This is a genomic window from Paenibacillus sp. VT-400 (assembly GCF_001029205.1).
Lineage (GTDB): Bacteria > Bacillota > Bacilli > Paenibacillales > Paenibacillaceae > Paenibacillus > Paenibacillus amylolyticus.
In genome coordinates, this window is the sequence record NZ_LELF01000067.1 from 2,369,812 (window position 1) to 2,386,859 (window position 17,048).

Sequence of the window (17,048 nt, forward strand, 5' to 3'; positions counted from 1 at the left end):
AGTTGTATGAACCGTTTAATTAGAATTTTTGTAATACACCAAGTGATCAGTCCATTCATTATTTTCGTGTATAAACCCTTTACGTAGACATTCAAATTCCATACCAACACTCTCTGCCAGTTTCATGGAAGGGGTGTTATCCACATTAATATGAGCTTCTATGCGGTGGAATTTCAGATGTTCGAATGCAATATGAAGTGCTTCATTCACTGCTTCTTTCCCATAACCTTTTCGCCAATACTGATTATGGATCGTGTATCCGAAACTTCCCCATTGAAAATGATCCCTTGCCAAGGTAGCAATATCAATCATACCCAGATGTGTACCATCTTGCTTTCTAAATACTCCAAAAACATAAACCGCATCTGTACGCGCTAACTCCTGGTGTCGATCTACCAGATCATGAAACCAATCCAGTGTACATTCACTCATATCCATTTTCCCTTTATCATGGCGGTGTTGGGAGGGATGGCGGTTTTCAAACTCATATAACCAATTTTCATAGTCGTCTTTCTGTAATGGTCGGATGACTAGCCGTTCTGTCTCTGAAGTATGATCAAATTTTTCTGGTTTTAATATCAAAATGACATCTCCTTTGGATTGAATTTATGCTCATGGCATAGCACTGAAGTAGTCCATAACCACGCTGCGAAACTCTAAAGCGGCTTTGGAAATATACCTGTTTTTGTGCGAAAGTAGAGCGATTTCCCGAACGAGCTGGTGTTCCTCTACCTGAAGATATCTAATGCGCTCATGCGGGTTTCTGGCTGTGCTAGGTATAAACGCGAGACCGATCTCTGCCTCCACAAGGGCTGTTAATCTTGCAGGCTCATCACCTTCATACACATACTTTGGTAGGAAACCAGCGGATTGACATACGGAATCCACCATATCCCGAACCCCATACCCTTGCTTCACCCCAACAAACCGCTCGTCCTTAAGCTCGGTTAATTGAATGCTGCTTCGGTCTGCATATCGATGAGCCATAGGAACAGCGACTACAATCGGGTCGTCATATAGTATCTGACATTCGATATCGTCACCTTGAATCGGAGGGGAGGAGAGACAAAAGTCCACCTCGCCCCGATGTAGAAGTCTGGACATGTTTTCTAACGAAACCATTTGCACATGGAACTGAATATCCGGCTTGTTTTTCCGGAATTCCCGCAGTATGCCGGGCAATGTGCTCGCCGTAGTCACTGCCAATTGCAGTGTACCCTGATTCGGGTTGGAGAGGTCAGCGATTTCCCGCTTTCCTTGTTCCAATTCAAATAAGGCTTTTTCAGTTCGCTGAAGAAATGTTCTTCCAAAGTCGTTTAATCGCAGCTTTCTCCCGATTCGATCAAATAAAGGGACTCCCAAGTCGTCCTCTAATCGTTGTATCGTTTTGCTCAGGGAGGATTGCGTGACATGCAGCTTTCCCGCAGCTTCCGTAACATGTTCGCATCGGGCCACCGTCAGGAAATATTTTAGTTGAAGAAGCTCCATTTGCACCATTCCTTCATTCCTTCTAGTTCATCAAATCATAACATATAATGCGTTGGAATAAATGAATACGTTCAAGTAAGATAACAGCAGAAGAGAGAGAGGTGCACCAATGAACGTTCGAAATAAAGGATTGATGTTAGCTGTTGGACTCGGAATTATGTTGAATCCGTTGAATTCCTCCATGATTTCGGTGGCAATCTCCAGGCTACAACAAGTGTATCAACTTAATTTTACAGCCGTTTCGTGGATTATTTTATCATTTTACATTGCCAGTGCTGTCGCTCAACCCGTCATGGGCAAGTGTAGTGATTTGTTTGGCCGCAGGAAGATATTCCTCATGGGTCTTGTTATTGTTTTTGTATCGTCCATGCTAGCTCCGTGGTCTCCCAGTTTTTCGTGGCTCATCGTATTCCGGATCGTTCAATCGATTGGCACAAGCATGATGGTGGCCGTTGGAATGGCGATTGTCAGAATGAACGTGACTGAAAAAGAAGCCTCCGCCTTGTCCACCTTGGCTATATTCCTTTCTGGAGCGGCTGCAATTGGACCTTTTATTGGTGGAGTATTGATTCATTGGTGGGACTGGCACAGCATATTCTTCGTTAATATTCCGTTTGTCTTGGCAAGTTTTTGGTTCGCCTGGAAAACAATCCCGAAGGACGAGCAATCCCTGTCTATCTCTGGTCACATGTCCATTCGGCAATGGCTTACGTTAATTGACGCACCAGGTATCCTGATGTTTACGGTAGCTTTGGTGACTCTGCTCATCGGTTTACTTTCAGTAAATTCCACAGGAGATATTTCAACATGGCATCTGCTGACAGGGGGGATCGGGTTAATCGCACTCGTCATGTTCTTCCGACATGAATTAAAAGCAGCCACGCCTTTTATCCCTCTGCGAACGTTTGCCTCATATCCGGAGATGACTTGGGTGAATGTGCAATACATGCTGGTGAACATCCTGTTTTACGCACTTTTTTTTGGAGTTCCTACGTATTTGAAGCAGGTACGTCATCTCAACGAAGTTCATACAGGAATGAGCATGCTAGCTTTGGGGTTATGTTCAGTCATTATTGCTCCGATCGCAGGGCGCTGGATTGACAGATCAGGATCACGGCCAGCTCTGATCGTATCTGCTTCTTTAATGACATTTGGCTCTATATTAATCGTTGTTATGAATGAAACTTCTCCAATCTTCATAATCATTGTTGCCTTAGCTTTATTTGGCATAAGTAACGGCCTAAACGCGGTCGGTATGCAAGCAGCACTGTTCAAAAGCACACCCAAAGAAATGATTGGAGTCGCATCGGGTATTTTTAATACATCACGCTACCTGGGGACCATTTTATCGTCGTTATTGATTGGGATTGTCATGGGAGATACATTTAATGTGACAGGATTTCAGATGCTTGGAATCATCCTTACGGTATTAGCTGCATCACTGATCATCATGAGCGTACGTAACGAGGCAGGTGTGGCGAGTCCGGAGCAAGTAAGCAAGTGAAATAGAGAATCTGCCGTGCAATAACACGTTTACACCCAATGAATCAATAGCTCCATTGGGTGTATTTTTTGTTTTTCACCAAGTTGTCAGAAAGAGTTGATCCTTTCTTGAACGTTTAGGGTAGAAGCCGTGTCTTTGATTGAATTAGGTAAAAATAAAGATATAATAATTTTGATTAATAGGCTTGGTTAGTACTTTAAGTGCATTAATATCAGATTTTAATAGGCATCCAATGCTTGTTATTATCGGGGGCCTACAGGAGTAAACGCATTATAGGTGTGGCAAGATATCGTCATACCTAACTTTGTGAAATTTTTCGCAACTCTGCATTGAGCTTGGCCAAATCTGATATTGAATGTTTCTAAATTGAACAGAGTTTGAAAGGAGGCAACACAAAGAATGGCTATTGATACGGTTTTATGGAGCAGGCTAGTGACTGGTTTGACGCTCGGGTTCCACGTGATTTTTGCAACGCTTGGTGTCGGCGTACCTTTAATGATTGCTATTGCAGAGTTCATCGGCATTCGGAAGAAGGATCACCATTACATACTTATGGCAAAGAGGTGGTCCAGAGGATTTGTCATTTCTGTCGCGGTTGGTGTCGTGACAGGCACAGCGATCTCACTACAGTTGGCCTTGGTATGGCCGAATTTTATGAAACTTGCCGGGAATGTCATTGCACTGCCACTATTTATGGAAGTATTTGCATTCTTTTTTGAAGCAATATTTCTGGGCATTTATCTGTACACGTGGGATCGGTTCAAAAATCCGTATATCCACTGGTTGCTGACTATTCCGATTGTCGCCGGGGCAGGCATGTCTGCTGTTTTTATTACAACAGTGAACGGATTCATGAACCAGCCTGAAGGTTTTGTCATGGAAGCAGGTCAATTCATGGCAGTGAACCCCGTGCAAGCGATGCTGAATACAGCGACGTTCTCCAAAGTGTTCCATGTATTAAGCTCGGCTTATCTGACAGGAGCTGCTCTGTTAGCAGGAATAGCAGCCTTTGCGATGCTGAGAAAAGGAGTGTCGGCCTACCACAAAAAAGGTTTGAATCTCATGATGGCCGTTGTGCTGGTATTCAGTTTGTTAAATTCTTTAGCTGGAGATGTGTCTGCCAAGTTTTTGGCTGAGCATCAGCCGGAGAAGCTCGCAGCTGCCGAGTGGCATTTCGAGACGGAAAGCGGCGCGGATTTGATTTTTTTGGGATGGCTGAATGCAGAACATGAAATTATAGGCGCTCTTCATTTGCCGAAACTGCTCAGTTTCCTTGCCTTTGGAGACTTTAACGCCGAGGTAACCGGGCTGAACGAATTTCCACCAGATGAACACCCGCCCTTACTTGTGCATTATTTGTTTGATCTAATGGCTGGTATTGGATTCGCTCTGCTTGCTATATCAAGTCTGTACTTCCTGTTTGTATTCTGGAAGAAACGTAATCAGTTTAACAAGTGGATGCTTCGTATGGTTGCACTGAGTGCACCGCTTGCTTTTCTGGCTGTTGAGATGGGTTGGTTCTATGCAGAGATCGGGCGGCAGCCATGGATCATCCGAGGTTATATGCGGGTAGAAGAGGCCGCTACTTCTTCACCGAGTGTGAGAATTTTATTTTTCGTCTTCTTGCTTCTCTACATCCTGCTAGGCGTTATGTGTGTCGTCGTACTGAGACGGTTGTTCAATAACAATCCTGCTGAACTCGAGATGGAGAAATGGTTGAAGGAGAAGCATGATCAATCAGCCGAGAAAGGGGGCCAGGCATAATGAGTTATGAATTAATTGGTATTTCGGTACTCTGGCTGTTCTTGTACGGCTATCTTATTGTAGCTTCCATTGATTTTGGAGCAGGTTTCTTCGCCTTTTACGCACGCTTGACGAAGCAGGATCATCTGATTAATCGTCTGATCTCCCGTTATCTATCACCTGTCTGGGAGATCACCAATGTATTTTTTGTCTTTTTCTATATTGGTATCGTCGGATTTTTCCCGGACACGGCCTATTATTATGGCTCCGCGCTGCTTGTTCCAGGAAGTATTGCCGTCATTCTACTTGCCATTCGTGGGTCGTTCTATGCTTTCGAAAATTATGGTTCCAAAAAAAGTATCGTGTATTTGTTCTTATACGGAGCTACGGGTCTACTTATTCCAGCGTCATTGTCAGTGGCACTGACCCTGTCTGAAGGTGGCTTTATTTTGAAGCAGGGAGATACCGTTTCCCTGGATTACTGGGCGCTATTTACGAATCCATTATCGTGGAGCATCGTTGGACTGGCGATCGTGTCCGTATTGTTCATTAGCGGATCATTTCTCACATTTTACGCTTCTCGCGCAGAGGACCATTCGGCATTGAAGCTGATGCGGAACTATGCTTTGTTCTGGAGCACACCGACCATTATTCTCGCGCTGACTGCATTTATATATTTGGGTCAACACAATGAGCGTCATTTTCAAAATATGATGGATTTATGGTGGCTGCTGGCGCTTTCCGTTGCGTTTTTCATGATTGCCATGTGGCTGTTATATAACGGACGCCGTTATGGTTTAGCTTTTATATGCATCATGCTGCAATTTCTCACAGCCTTTTTTGCTTACGGGATTGGGCAATATCCTTACATTCTCGATCCATACATTACCATTCAGAGTAGCGCCACATCACCTGCAATGGGCTTTGCACTCGTCGTTGTGTTTATCGGTGGTCTGTGCTTGTTAATTCCTTCTCTAATCCTGGTCTTCAAACTGTTCCTGTTTGATGCGGATTATGTGAAAGGGAAAAAATAAAGGAGGAGCGTTTAATGAAGAGGAGAGCCAAATCCAATCTGATCTCGCAGCAAATGTCTTTACAACGAAAAAACAGACTTCTCCTTGCGATCATTTCGCTGGCCCTTGGTGTAGCTATTATAAGCCAGGCCACCTTGGTGGCTGAAGCAGTCCAGCGAATCTTTGTAGAGAAAGCTTCCTTTTCATCAGTGGTCCTGTTGCTTGTCCTATTACTGGTTATTATGGCTGTACGCTCACTGTTGTCGTATGGTAATGGGAAAGTGGGCTTGCATATGGCAGCACGCGCCAAGACAAATATGCGAGCATCTGTGTTGCAGAACCTGACCCGCGCTTCCATGCCTTCAACCCTGAGTGGACAGACGGGAGGAAAGGTCAGTGTTGCTTTGGATGCTGTGGATGAGGCCGACAGTTATTTCAGTCAGTACATGCCGCGTATGATGGAAGCTGCGATGATCCCGATTCTGATTCTGGTTGTTACGTTTACGCAGCACTCTAACACAGGCTGGATTATGTTGTTTACGGCACCGTTTATCCCGCTGTTCATGATCTTGGTTGGGCTCAAGACAAAGAACAAATCAGAAGAAAAATACGCGCAACTGGCTGAGTTTTCCGGTACATTTCTGGATTCGCTTCAAGGGCTGGTTACGTTGAAAATATTCGGACGGGCTAAACGTCAACAGCAGGAGATTGAACGCAGCAGTCTGGGGTATCGTGATGCCACCATGGGCATTTTGAAGATTGCATTTACAAATACGTTTATGCTGGAATCGATCGTGATGTTAAGCATTGGTATTGTCGCGCTTGAACTGGCTATTCAATTACTGGTTTTCAAATCGATGAGCTTCCACACGGCCTTTCTCGTGTTGTTACTCGTCCCTGAGTTTTACAGTCTGTTGAAGAATACAGGAACGGCTTTCCACAGCGGGCGAACCAGTATGGGGGCCATTCGCAAGGTGGAACAGATGCTCGCGGACACTAGTGTCAAGAGCACACAAACGAAGCCTGAAGAAGGACCGGATCAAAGCGAATTAACCGATGTCGATGCAATTGCAAAGACGGAAGAGCTTCGTACAGCTCGTGCCGAGTTGATAACAATGCCACCAACCATTGAACTGAACGATGTCCGATTCCAGTACACACCTGATTCCTTTGGACTTGAGACAGGACAGATCTCGATTGGACCGGGAGAACAGATTGCTATTGTAGGCAAAAGTGGCTCAGGTAAAACCACGCTGCTTCATCTCATTGCCGGTTTACTGAAACCAGATTCGGGAGCGGTTCTGGTTAACGGAAGCCAGCTTTCGCAACAGGATGAGGCTGCATGGTTTGAACGTGTTAGCTATATTACACAGCATCCGTATATTTTTGCAGGTACATTTGCCGAAAATATAGCGATTGGCGCGGGTCGGAACGTCTCCAGAGCTGAAATTGAGCAGGCGGCAGAGGAAGCAGGGCTTGCTGGCGTTGTTGCACAATTGGAGCAGGGCTTGGATACGTTTGTTGGTGAAGGTGGCCGGGGATTATCTGGTGGGGAAAAGCAAAGACTTGCCTTAGCACGTGCTTTTCTGAAGCGACCAGCTATCATTTTGTTCGATGAACCCACCGTAGGACTCGATCTGCACACCGAGCGGATACTGCAACAATCCATTACGTCATTAGCCAAAACGGCAACGATGATTACGGTGGCACACCGTTTATATACAATTCAACATGCGGACAACATTTTGTTTATGGATAGTGGGGTATTGGTGGATTCAGGACATCATAACGAACTTCTTGCACGCTTGCCGCAGTATGCCGAGATGGTTGATGTACAACGGAAAGGAGGGTTAGCATGAATGAGCTGACGATTCTGTCAAAAGCGATGATTCAGGAGCGCAAGGATATCTTGCTTTCGATATTGGGCGGATTTATCGCCGGCATAGCAGGGGTAGCTCTCTTTTCCGCGAGTGGGTATATGATATCGCAAACGGTATTTGCGCCACCGCTGTACACCTTAATTGTACTCACTTCCATGGTCAAACTGCTGGGTTTCCTTCGAGCGGCGAGCCGCTACGGAGAACGATTGTATTCCCACAGGGCAACATTCTCCATGTTGAGCCGCTTGCGGACGTCCTTTTTTGCCAAACTGATCCCGGTAACGCCAGGTATATTGAACAAAAACCGAAGCGGGGATCTGCTTGCGCGGATCGTGGGTGATGTGGAAAGCTTGCAAAATTACTTTTTGCGGGTCGCGTATCCACCCATCATGGTCGTTATGGTGTTTTTGGCTACCATGCTGTTCACTTCGGCCTTTTCGATCTGGATTGCGTGTTTGTTATTACTAGGTATGCTGATTACGGCATTTGTTGTACCAGGTATTGTCTTGTTAGGTCAGCGAAAAATACACGGACGTGTCCGCCAGCAACGGGCCTTGCTATCCACGGAAGTAACCGAAGTGTTGTATGGTTTCAGGGATCTGAAAGTATACGGCCAATTGGAACAGCGTGAGCAACAGCTTCAGCAGGCTTCTGCTGCATTAGCAACGGAACAGAGGCAAGCCGCTTCGCAATTGCTGCGCGGGCAATCCATGCACGTTTTTGTGACGTATCTTGTTACATGGGGAGTGCTGGCACTGAGCGCCTTTTTAATTGTGAATGGAGCGTTTGCCGGTGTATTCCTCGCCATGTTGATCCTGGCCACGCAGACCGTGTTCGAAGAAGCTGCCGCAATGGCTATATTACCTTTGTATAAGCAGGACAGTGAACACGCCGCTCAGCGACTGGCGGAAACGGTGCCAACCTCCGATGTGCATCCTGTACAGCCAAGCGGTGAATTGTCAGCCGATCAGGCGGTTTCGATTGACCTATCCGTTGTTAACTTCCAATATGAAGGGGAATGGAGACCGGCGCTGAGGGAGCTATCTCTGCAACTTGCAGCAGGCTCCAAAACAGCGATTGTCGGGCCGAGCGGGTCAGGCAAGTCAACGATTATTGATTTGTTACTCAAGTTGCGCGCACCAACGTCTGGCGATATACGATTAAACAATGTTTCGGTGAAGGAACTGAATGAAGAGAGCATTTGGCAAGGGACGAATGTAGTGTTGCAGCAAAGCCACTTCTTCCGGGGAACCATCCGGGACAACCTGTTGCTGAATGGAGAAGAACATTCGGATGAACAACTGTTGGCTGTGCTGGATAAAGTCCAACTGCCGAATAAGTTGTTGACCGACATGGTGTATGAAAAAGGGGAAAACCTGTCGGATGGCGAGAAGCAGCGGTTGGCTCTCGCACGGGCCATGCTGCGCAAAGGACGGTTATGGCTTCTGGACGAACCAACTTCTTCACTGGATTACGTCACAGAGCAACGTGTATTGCAGCATCTTCTGGCACAGGCATCCGAAGATACACTTCTCCTGATCTGCCATCGGCTGACGGGATTGGAAGAGATGGATCGGATTGTGGTCATGGACCAAGGCAAGATTGTAGAATCGGGTTCTTTCTCCGAGCTGATGGAGCAAAAAGGCTATTTTTATGAAATGAAACAAATTGAACGACAAATGATTGGAGACGCCGGGGCGTGAAAGGAATTTCAGTCTACTCAAGGTGTCGATAGTACTTTCATAAAAGACTAAAGAACGTTACTGATGTTATCATCAATTAGTCGTTCTTTAGTCTTTTTGTCTTTCTATTGAGAAGACTTGTTAAGCGGCAATGTTAATTTACCTTCACATAACCGCAGATGATTCAGCCGTTTTATTTTTCTTCGCAAGCGGTTTTTTCCTTAGTGTCCTATCATACAGATATGGTTTTCCGTGATATTCCCGTGCATGCTTTTGTTTCTGCTTTTTATGTATATCAACCTTGATCTCCAGATTGGCAACGTTATTCTGGAATTCAGAAGCAACTCGTTTGCACCATTTCAATCCACTTTCTTCAGATGCACTGAAATGAACACGTAATAGATATCCGTTCACCGTTAATTCAAACTTGTATAAATTCATGATATGTATCCTTTCCATACGGGCATGTTATTCTACACCAATTACGATAATCTAATTATAACAGGAACGTATGTTCTGTAAAAGTGTTATTTATGATACCCGCAATTCAATAAGGTTCGCTAGTCATCTTTGCAACAGTTCGTTTAATGGTAAAATATCTAAAAATGGTTCATGTTGGGGGATACGCATGTATAAACTGATGATCGTAGATGATGAATTGCTCATGCGGGTTGGAATTCGTTCCATGCTGAATTGGGAAGAGTACAATTTCTATGTTGTTGGTGAGGCGGGAAATGGAAAAGAGGCATTAAGCCTTGCGCTTGAAGTGATGCCTGATCTAATTATTACAGATATCAAGATGCCGATTATGGATGGACTGCAGCTTATACAAGAGGCCTCCTGCGTACTGAAAACCTGTAAGTATGTCATCCTGAGTAATTTTGACGAATTTCATTATGTGAAAGAGGCGCTAAAACTTGGCGCTTCAGATTACTTGATTAAAAGTGAGATCACCGAATCCTCCCTTATTGACCTCCTGAGCACGGTTGGACAGAAACTTCAAAGTGAACATGTTCACACAACCAACACACCCTCTATAACACAGGACTATTCCAAGAGCCTAAGATATCTAAAGGATAGTTTCTTCCAAGATATTGTAAGCGGATTCATTAGTGAGGAGGATATCGTCACCAAAGCGGAAGAACTGCATTTTCGTATACGTTCAGACCAGCTGGTTGTCATGAAGTTCATCGTGAACTATTACGAGGATGCAAAGCGGAAATATGTTGAGAAGGGGGAAAAGCTGCTCCGATTTTCGATTCTTAATATTATGGAAGAGATCATTCCATCGAAGTGGGAGAAAGAGATTTTTGTTGAAAGTTCCTCTGAATATTGGGTGATCGTCAATGTACTTCCTGAGAGCCAATCTGTACACGCCGACTTAAATAAACTATGTAATAAATTGCTGTCTTCGATCAAGGATTTTATGAATCTATCGCTCACGGCTGGGGTAAGTAGAATGACTTCCGGTTTCCTTCACATCAGGAGGGCCTGCCAAGAGGCAGAAACGGCTCTACAACAGAGTTTCTTCACAGGAAGCAACCAGGTGTTGTATTACGATGATATGGTTCAATCCCCAGATCGACATGAAGTTAAGGGGGCTTTAAGCCCGCAACAAGAACGAGATTTGTTGAAGTTATGGGTAAGCAAAGACAACAAAAAGGCGGAAGAGTTCCTTGAAGGAATCCGATCCAATCTGGAACAGCTACGAGCGGATGAGAATAGCATTCGCAAGCAATATATCATGGTAATGGAAACGATACATTCCCATCTATCCCGAGCTACGGAAAGAGGTGCACCTTCTTTAACAGAGAAATCGCCCTACGAAATCGTTCTGAAGGGGGAGTATTGGGAGGATATCCACCAAGATATGCTTGCTCATATTGCGTATTACTTCCAAACTGATTCCCAAATCAAACAGGAAAGCACTTACACCGATCTCGCCACCGAATTGATCGACAAGTATTATGCGGAAGATATCTCACTGCAAAGTATCGCTAGCCAAATTAGTGTGAATCCGTCGTATCTCAGCCGTGTGTTCAAACAGGAACGAGGAGAGAACTTTATCACGTACTTGACCCGAGTTCGAATTGAACATGCCAAGGCGTATCTATTGAGCAGAGGAATGAGAGTGTATGAAATCGCAGAAAAGGTGGGTTACCATAATTACACGTACTTCAGTAAGATTTTCAAAAAATCGGTAGGTGTCACTCCTGAGGAATATCGAGAATTACAGCAGGGATGAATGTAATCGGTGAATAGAGGTGCAGCATATGAAGCATGTTCGGCCCTTCCGAATCAAGTACAAAATTATGGTGATCTGTATGACGGTCATTATCCTTCCGGTATTGGTGATGACAATCAACTCGTATTACTCCTCAGAGCGGTTGTTGACACAGAACTATACAACGTTGCTAAACGATCTGGCCAAACAGACGAATATTCGCATTGACGAGTTCCTCAAGGAGATTGAGAAAATTTCGCTGCTCGCCAGCAATGGCCTTAGTGACAATCTGTCTGCGACTCATGAAGGGAGTTTTCCGATCCAGGATTTCCTGCGAGAGGGTGATGAACAACATGAGATTGCCGCATACAATATTCTGATGAATTATATCATGATGAAAGATCGCGTATTCTCCATCTACCTCTACAATATGAACGGGGGGCAAGACCTTTTTGTCAGTCCACATCAACCCATTGATCCAAACTTCAAAGTAGCAAACGAATTGTGGTTTAAAAAGTTCATGCATGATAAGGATCGAACCATTACCCTCACAACACGAATTGATGAGCAATTGGAGAATAAAATACTGGCAGTGTCACACGCTCGCAAAATTCATGATGTGACTAGTGGAAAACTGCTTGGCGTGATTGTTGTCAGCATTGATATCAAATTCATTGAAATCGTCAACCGCAACTTGCAGGAAGGACTGCGCTCCAGATTCATGATCGTTGATGAGAATGATAAGATCGTATATAACGTGAACGAACGATTAATCGGGACACTGTTTCGAGATAACGTTCGTCCGCCTGAATCACTAAATGTCGTGGTGACCAGTCCCCTTAGTCAGCAAAAATGGACAACTTACTTATATATGCCTTTGGATGAGCTGACTGCTGATGGCAAAATATTGGGTCGTAATCTGGTGACGCTTGCCATTGTCATTGTTCTTTTTGCTGCCGTCATATCCATCTTTTTATCTCATGTCATCACAACTCCCATTAAAAAACTGCTACGGAATATTGCTCTAGTCGAGAAAGGTCAGTTTGAACAAGTTGAACCTATTGGATCAAAAGACGAGATTGGACATTTATCCATTCGATTTAACAGAATGTCTCATGAATTGAAGCGGTTGGTCGAACGGATGCAGCAGGAAGAAATAGAGAAAGCCAAGGCCGAGATGCGTGCGCTCCATGACCAGATCAAGCCTCATTTTCTGTATAACACCCTTGGGTCGGTTAAATGGATTGCCTCGATGCAGCAGGCAGACAAAATCGTGGAAATGACCGATGCACTAATCTCGATGCTTCGCTATGCAACAAAATCTGATGGAACCCTCGTAACCATTCGTGAGGAACTTGATAATATAACGAATTACGTAACGATCCAGAATGTCAGGTATTACGATTGTATTCAGATGAGATACGAGATTGAGGATAGATTGCTAAATTATCGCATGCCCAAAATGATCCTGCAGCCGATTGTGGAGAATGCGATTTTTCATGGTCTGGCCGAACTGGAAGAAGACGGAATCATCACCATTCGGATTCAATCACAGCTGGACGAAGTTGTGATCGAGGTCTGCGATAATGGTGTGGGTATGGATCATCATACGATGCAGAATCTATTGGAAGAAAAGTCCGGTGCAAGTACGGGAACGAATGGGATTGGATTGCATAATGTGCAGCGGCGGATTCAACTTCATTTTGGTAAACCTTATGGAATTCAGGTGGAGAGTAAAATAGGTGAAGGTACCATTTTCTCCATTCTGCTGCCTGCCATCCTAGAACCCAAATAATCATACAAGCTTTCATTTATGCATCTCATAATGCGGTACAGCGATCATAAAAAATAAGTTTAGATATAAACAAAGGGCTCGCAGTATGAACTGCAAGCCCTTTTGTTCACCCTTTGACGCTACCTAGCACCAAACCTTTGGTGAAATATTTCTGTAAAAACGGATACACAAGTAAAATCGGAATGGCACCCAAGAACATCTGAGCGGCGCGCCCCGTTCTGGCGTTCATCATGGACAACAGCTGCGTGTAATCTGACCCAGATTTTAACATGATTTGCTCAAAACTTTGCAGAAGGGTCTGGAGGTAGCTTTGTAATGGATAATTGGCTGGATTGTTCATATAGATAATGCCATCGAACCACGAATTCCAGTGGGCAACGATACTGAACAAACCAACCGTAGCGAGAGCGGGCTTGAGAAGTGGGAGTAGAATACGAAGCAATACCTGTACAGGCCCAGCACCATCGATAATGGCTGATTCTTCAATCTCCTCGGGCAGCCCCCGAATGAAATTCATGAGGATAATCATACTGAATACGGGGAGGGCCCCAGGCAGGATCAGAGACCAGATGGAATCGATTAGTCCCATTTTGACGACCACGAGATAGGTTGGAATTAGTCCTCCGCTGAATAACATGGTTATTATGAAAAATCCCATATAGATATTACGCCCCATTAATTTTTGTTTGGATTTGGAGAGGGGATAAGCCGTGAGTACGATCAGAACCAGATTCACCACCGTTCCGATAACGGTTCGTTGAATGGCTACCCAGAGAGAGGAGAAAAATGATCCTCCAGTTAATGCAAATTCATAGGCTTTTGTCGTAAATTCCACAGGCCAGAACGTAACACTCCCCGCAGATACAGCCGCGCTGCTGCTGAATGAAACAGCCAGCAGGTTGATAAACGGCAGAATACATAGGAGAGAGATTAGAAGTAATATGGTGTAGTTTATGATAAGAAATACACGTCTGCTCATACTTTTATCATAGATCATAATGTAAGTTCCTCCTTCTTAGAAGATACGATAGCCAGCCACTCTGTAAGCCAGGATGTACGATACAGCAACGAGAACACTGGAAATGATCGATTTGAATAACCCGACAGCGGTACCAATTGAATACTGTGCTTGTTGAATTCCTAAACGGTAGACATAGGTATCAATAATATCACCCGTCTGATAGACAACAGGGGAGTAGAGATTATAGATTTGGTCAAAGCCAGCATTGAGTACGTTTCCAAGTGAAAGTACGGTCATTAAAACAATGGTTGGCATGAGTAGAGGCAACGTAATGTAGATGGTTTGTTTCCACCGTTTCGCTCCGTCGATCACCGCGGCCTCGTAAAGTCCCGGGTCAATGCTAGTTAAGGCTGCTAAATAAACAACTGTGCCAAAGCCGAAACCCTTCCATATATCACTGACAATCATCGTCCAAGGAAAAATTGAGGGTGTGCCAAGAAAGGAGATCGGTGCAATACCAAATACACTTAGAAATGTATTGATAATGCCGTCGGAGCTAAGGATATCCAGCATGATGCCGGCCATAATGACCCAAGAGAGGAAGTTCGGAATGTAGACAAGGGTTTGAAATGTACGTTTGATTCCACTGTGCAATACCTCGTTAAGCAGTAATGCGAAAATTACGGGTACGATTATACCACCGATAATCTTAAAGACAGACATGTACAATGTATTCCAGATCGTTCTTACGAAGTTCGGCTGATTAAATATGTGGGTAAAATTATCCCATCCTACCCATGGCGAGTTGAATCCGAGGCCCGGATTGTACTTCTGAAACGCAATAATAAGTCCGTAGAAAGGGATGTAACAAAAGATGAAGACCAAGACCAGGCTTGGGATCAACATGAGATGGTAAGGACTCTGCTGCTTCCATTTTCTCAACATTCATATTCCTCCGTTCATCGTACGCCAAATGTAATCGCTATCAAATAAAGGGGAGGGATGACCCTCATCCCCTCTTTGTGACAAACGAGATTATTTCTTCCCGTAGGCTTCATTAACTGCCTGAGTTGCGTTATCGCCCCCGGCTGCACGCCAATTCTGGACAATAACATCGAAATAATCGATACTTTCGCTACCCATAATGATCTTGGTGAAACCTTCGGTCAGGATATCATCCAAGGTTGTGCCGTAGCTTGAAAGTATTTCTGGCGTAACACCCCATAAGGCCGTCTTTGTATAGTTCTCGCTGTCCAGTACTTTCTTGGCAAGACCATACGCATTCTTTGGAGCCCCTTGTTGCAAATAATCACCAACTGCTCCTGGGGTTGCATTCTCCATGAATTCAACACTGTTGTTATATTTTTGCCACATACCCGAAGTTGTGAGCCCACTGGTATCCTTGGATTGAAGGGCAGCTGATACCGCCTCAAATTGCTCGTAATCGGAATTCGGATTAAGTACACGGAACGCTCCAACCACATGGGCAATATCGTTGTCCAGCAAGGCGGATAACGTTTCTGTGGATTCCTTGCCATTGCCTTCATCCACAATATAAGCGTAGTCGTTCAAAATTTTGATCACTTCTTCAGGGCTCTTAAATCCCTTTTTCATAACGATATAATTGTTGTTGGCGAAGAAAATGGATTGTTTGGCTTCTTTTCCATCAACGGTAGGGATGATATAAGGGTAGAAGATAGCGTCCTTACCCAGATTGGATACTGTGTCGACACCCGGATTATAACCCCACCATTGGTAATAAGGTTGCATTCCCACTTTGCCGGCTACGATATCCGCGTTCATCGCATTAAAGTCTTTGATTGCAAATTCCGGATCAATGATGCCTCGCTTGTACCATTCTGACCACTCAGCCAGCGCATTTTTCATCTCAGGCTGCACGGAGCCGTACACGAGTTTTCCAGTGCTATCCTCCATCCACATATCCGGATGCGCATTCCATGCAATGGCCAGCAGGTTGAGGTAATCCAACGATTGGTCTACCGCTATACCATAACCACCGTGCTTTTCCATGAATTTTAGTGCGATATTTTTGATGTCTTCCACAGATTTTGGATCTTGGACTCCCAATTCTTCTTTCCAGTCGTTCCGGATCCAGATGAAGTCTGGTTGTTCAATTAATCCCCAGTGCATCTGTGGTATCCCGTACAGCTTACCGTCCTTCTTTCCAGACTCATAACTGTCCGCATCTGCTTCCATGTAACCTTTGAGGCGATCTGAAGCGTGTTGATCAAATACCTCAGAAAGGTCCATGACCATATCTGCTTCGACTAACTGTCTCAGTTGTGATGGATTAACTCTGAATACGTCAGGAAGATCGTTCGATGCGATAGCCAAATTGAGTTTTGTATCGTACTCATCGCTGACCCAGTCTGTTTTGACATCAATATTAAACTTCTCTTTGTATCGCTTAATCCATACATTGTTGGTGATATCGTCGCCCTTTGGATATTTTGCAGAAGTGTATTCTGATGTTACGGTATGAATGGTTGTCGTTCCAGCCTCGTTGGAATCCGTGTCCGTCGTTGAACCTTTATCAGCACCGCTTCCGTTGCTACAGGCTGCGAGTAATAAGGTTGACATGCACACAGACAAGACTAAGGCTTTTGTTCTCTTGTTCATTTCTTTTCCCCCTTATCAGTCATATTTCAATAACTCTTTCTTGAAAATATTCTAAACGAGAAAGGGGGAACGGGATATAAAGGTTATTGACGAGAACTGGTATCTTTTTTTACTTTTG

The 17,048-nt window shown here is 44.5% G+C and carries 13 protein-coding genes; 7 read left to right on the forward strand and 6 right to left on the reverse strand.

Annotation, left to right across the window (positions count from 1 at the left end):
- Positions 1–15 precede the first annotated feature (15 nt).
- Together EL84_RS21165 and EL84_RS21170 are read right to left on the reverse strand one after the other, a co-directional pair.
- On the reverse strand, positions 16–582 hold the full coding sequence (locus tag EL84_RS21165) for a GNAT family N-acetyltransferase (protein WP_047842989.1): 567 nt from the start codon (positions 580–582) through the stop codon (positions 16–18).
- Positions 583–612: 30 nt separating this feature from the next.
- A complete protein-coding gene (locus EL84_RS21170; protein ID WP_047844317.1) occupies positions 613–1,488 on the reverse strand; it encodes a LysR family transcriptional regulator in 876 nt (291 codons plus the stop codon).
- A gap of 109 nt (positions 1,489–1,597) precedes the next feature.
- Between EL84_RS21170 and EL84_RS21175 the strand changes: the two genes are divergently transcribed.
- The 5 genes from EL84_RS21175 (at position 1,598) to cydC (ending at position 9,331) form a co-directional block, all read left to right on the forward strand.
- On the forward strand, positions 1,598–2,992 hold the full coding sequence (locus EL84_RS21175) for an MFS transporter (protein ID WP_047842990.1): 1,395 nt from the start codon (positions 1,598–1,600) through the stop codon (positions 2,990–2,992).
- Between the two features lie 399 nt (positions 2,993–3,391).
- Positions 3,392–4,756, forward strand: a complete 1,365-nt coding sequence (locus EL84_RS21180) for a cytochrome ubiquinol oxidase subunit I (RefSeq protein ID WP_047842991.1) — start codon at positions 3,392–3,394, stop codon at positions 4,754–4,756.
- Positions 4,756–5,769, forward strand: a complete 1,014-nt coding sequence (locus EL84_RS21185) for a cytochrome d ubiquinol oxidase subunit II (RefSeq protein ID WP_179086461.1) — start codon at positions 4,756–4,758, stop codon at positions 5,767–5,769. The genes EL84_RS21180 and EL84_RS21185 overlap by 1 nt, the downstream gene beginning before the upstream one ends.
- A 14-nt stretch (positions 5,770–5,783) precedes the next feature.
- Positions 5,784–7,607 carry a thiol reductant ABC exporter subunit CydD gene (gene cydD / locus EL84_RS21190; protein WP_047842992.1) on the forward strand — a complete coding sequence of 608 codons (1,824 nt, stop codon included), beginning with the start codon at positions 5,784–5,786 and terminating at the stop codon, positions 7,605–7,607.
- A complete protein-coding gene (gene cydC, locus EL84_RS21195; protein ID WP_047842993.1) occupies positions 7,604–9,331 on the forward strand; it encodes a thiol reductant ABC exporter subunit CydC in 1,728 nt (575 codons plus the stop codon). Before cydD ends, cydC begins: the two co-directional genes overlap by 4 nt.
- Before the next feature lie 144 nt (positions 9,332–9,475).
- Here cydC and EL84_RS21200 read toward each other — a convergent pair whose 3' ends face one another.
- Complete coding sequence (locus tag EL84_RS21200; protein WP_047842994.1) at positions 9,476–9,751, reverse strand: hypothetical protein; 276 nt, start codon at positions 9,749–9,751, stop codon at positions 9,476–9,478.
- A 187-nt stretch (positions 9,752–9,938) separates the two neighbouring features.
- Between EL84_RS21200 and EL84_RS21205 the strand changes: the two genes are divergently transcribed.
- Positions 9,939–11,555 carry a helix-turn-helix domain-containing protein gene (locus EL84_RS21205; RefSeq protein ID WP_047842995.1) on the forward strand — a complete coding sequence of 539 codons (1,617 nt, stop codon included), beginning with the start codon at positions 9,939–9,941 and terminating at the stop codon, positions 11,553–11,555.
- 28 nt (positions 11,556–11,583) lie between these two features.
- Positions 11,584–13,329 (forward strand): sensor histidine kinase, encoded by a 1,746-nt coding sequence (locus tag EL84_RS21210; RefSeq protein ID WP_047842996.1) that lies wholly within the window; start codon positions 11,584–11,586, stop codon positions 13,327–13,329.
- A gap of 106 nt (positions 13,330–13,435) precedes the next feature.
- On the opposite strand, the gene EL84_RS21215 is transcribed toward EL84_RS21210, so the two are convergent.
- The 3 genes from EL84_RS21215 to EL84_RS21225 form a co-directional block, all read right to left on the reverse strand.
- Positions 13,436–14,326 carry a carbohydrate ABC transporter permease gene (locus EL84_RS21215; protein ID WP_047842997.1) on the reverse strand — a complete coding sequence of 297 codons (891 nt, stop codon included), beginning with the start codon at positions 14,324–14,326 and terminating at the stop codon, positions 13,436–13,438.
- A gap of 18 nt (positions 14,327–14,344) precedes the next feature.
- Complete coding sequence (locus tag EL84_RS21220) at positions 14,345–15,235, reverse strand: ABC transporter permease (protein ID WP_036615758.1); 891 nt, start codon at positions 15,233–15,235, stop codon at positions 14,345–14,347.
- A 90-nt stretch (positions 15,236–15,325) separates the two neighbouring features.
- Complete coding sequence (locus tag EL84_RS21225; RefSeq protein ID WP_047842998.1) at positions 15,326–16,930, reverse strand: extracellular solute-binding protein; 1,605 nt, start codon at positions 16,928–16,930, stop codon at positions 15,326–15,328.
- Between the last annotated feature and the right edge of the window lie 118 nt (positions 16,931–17,048).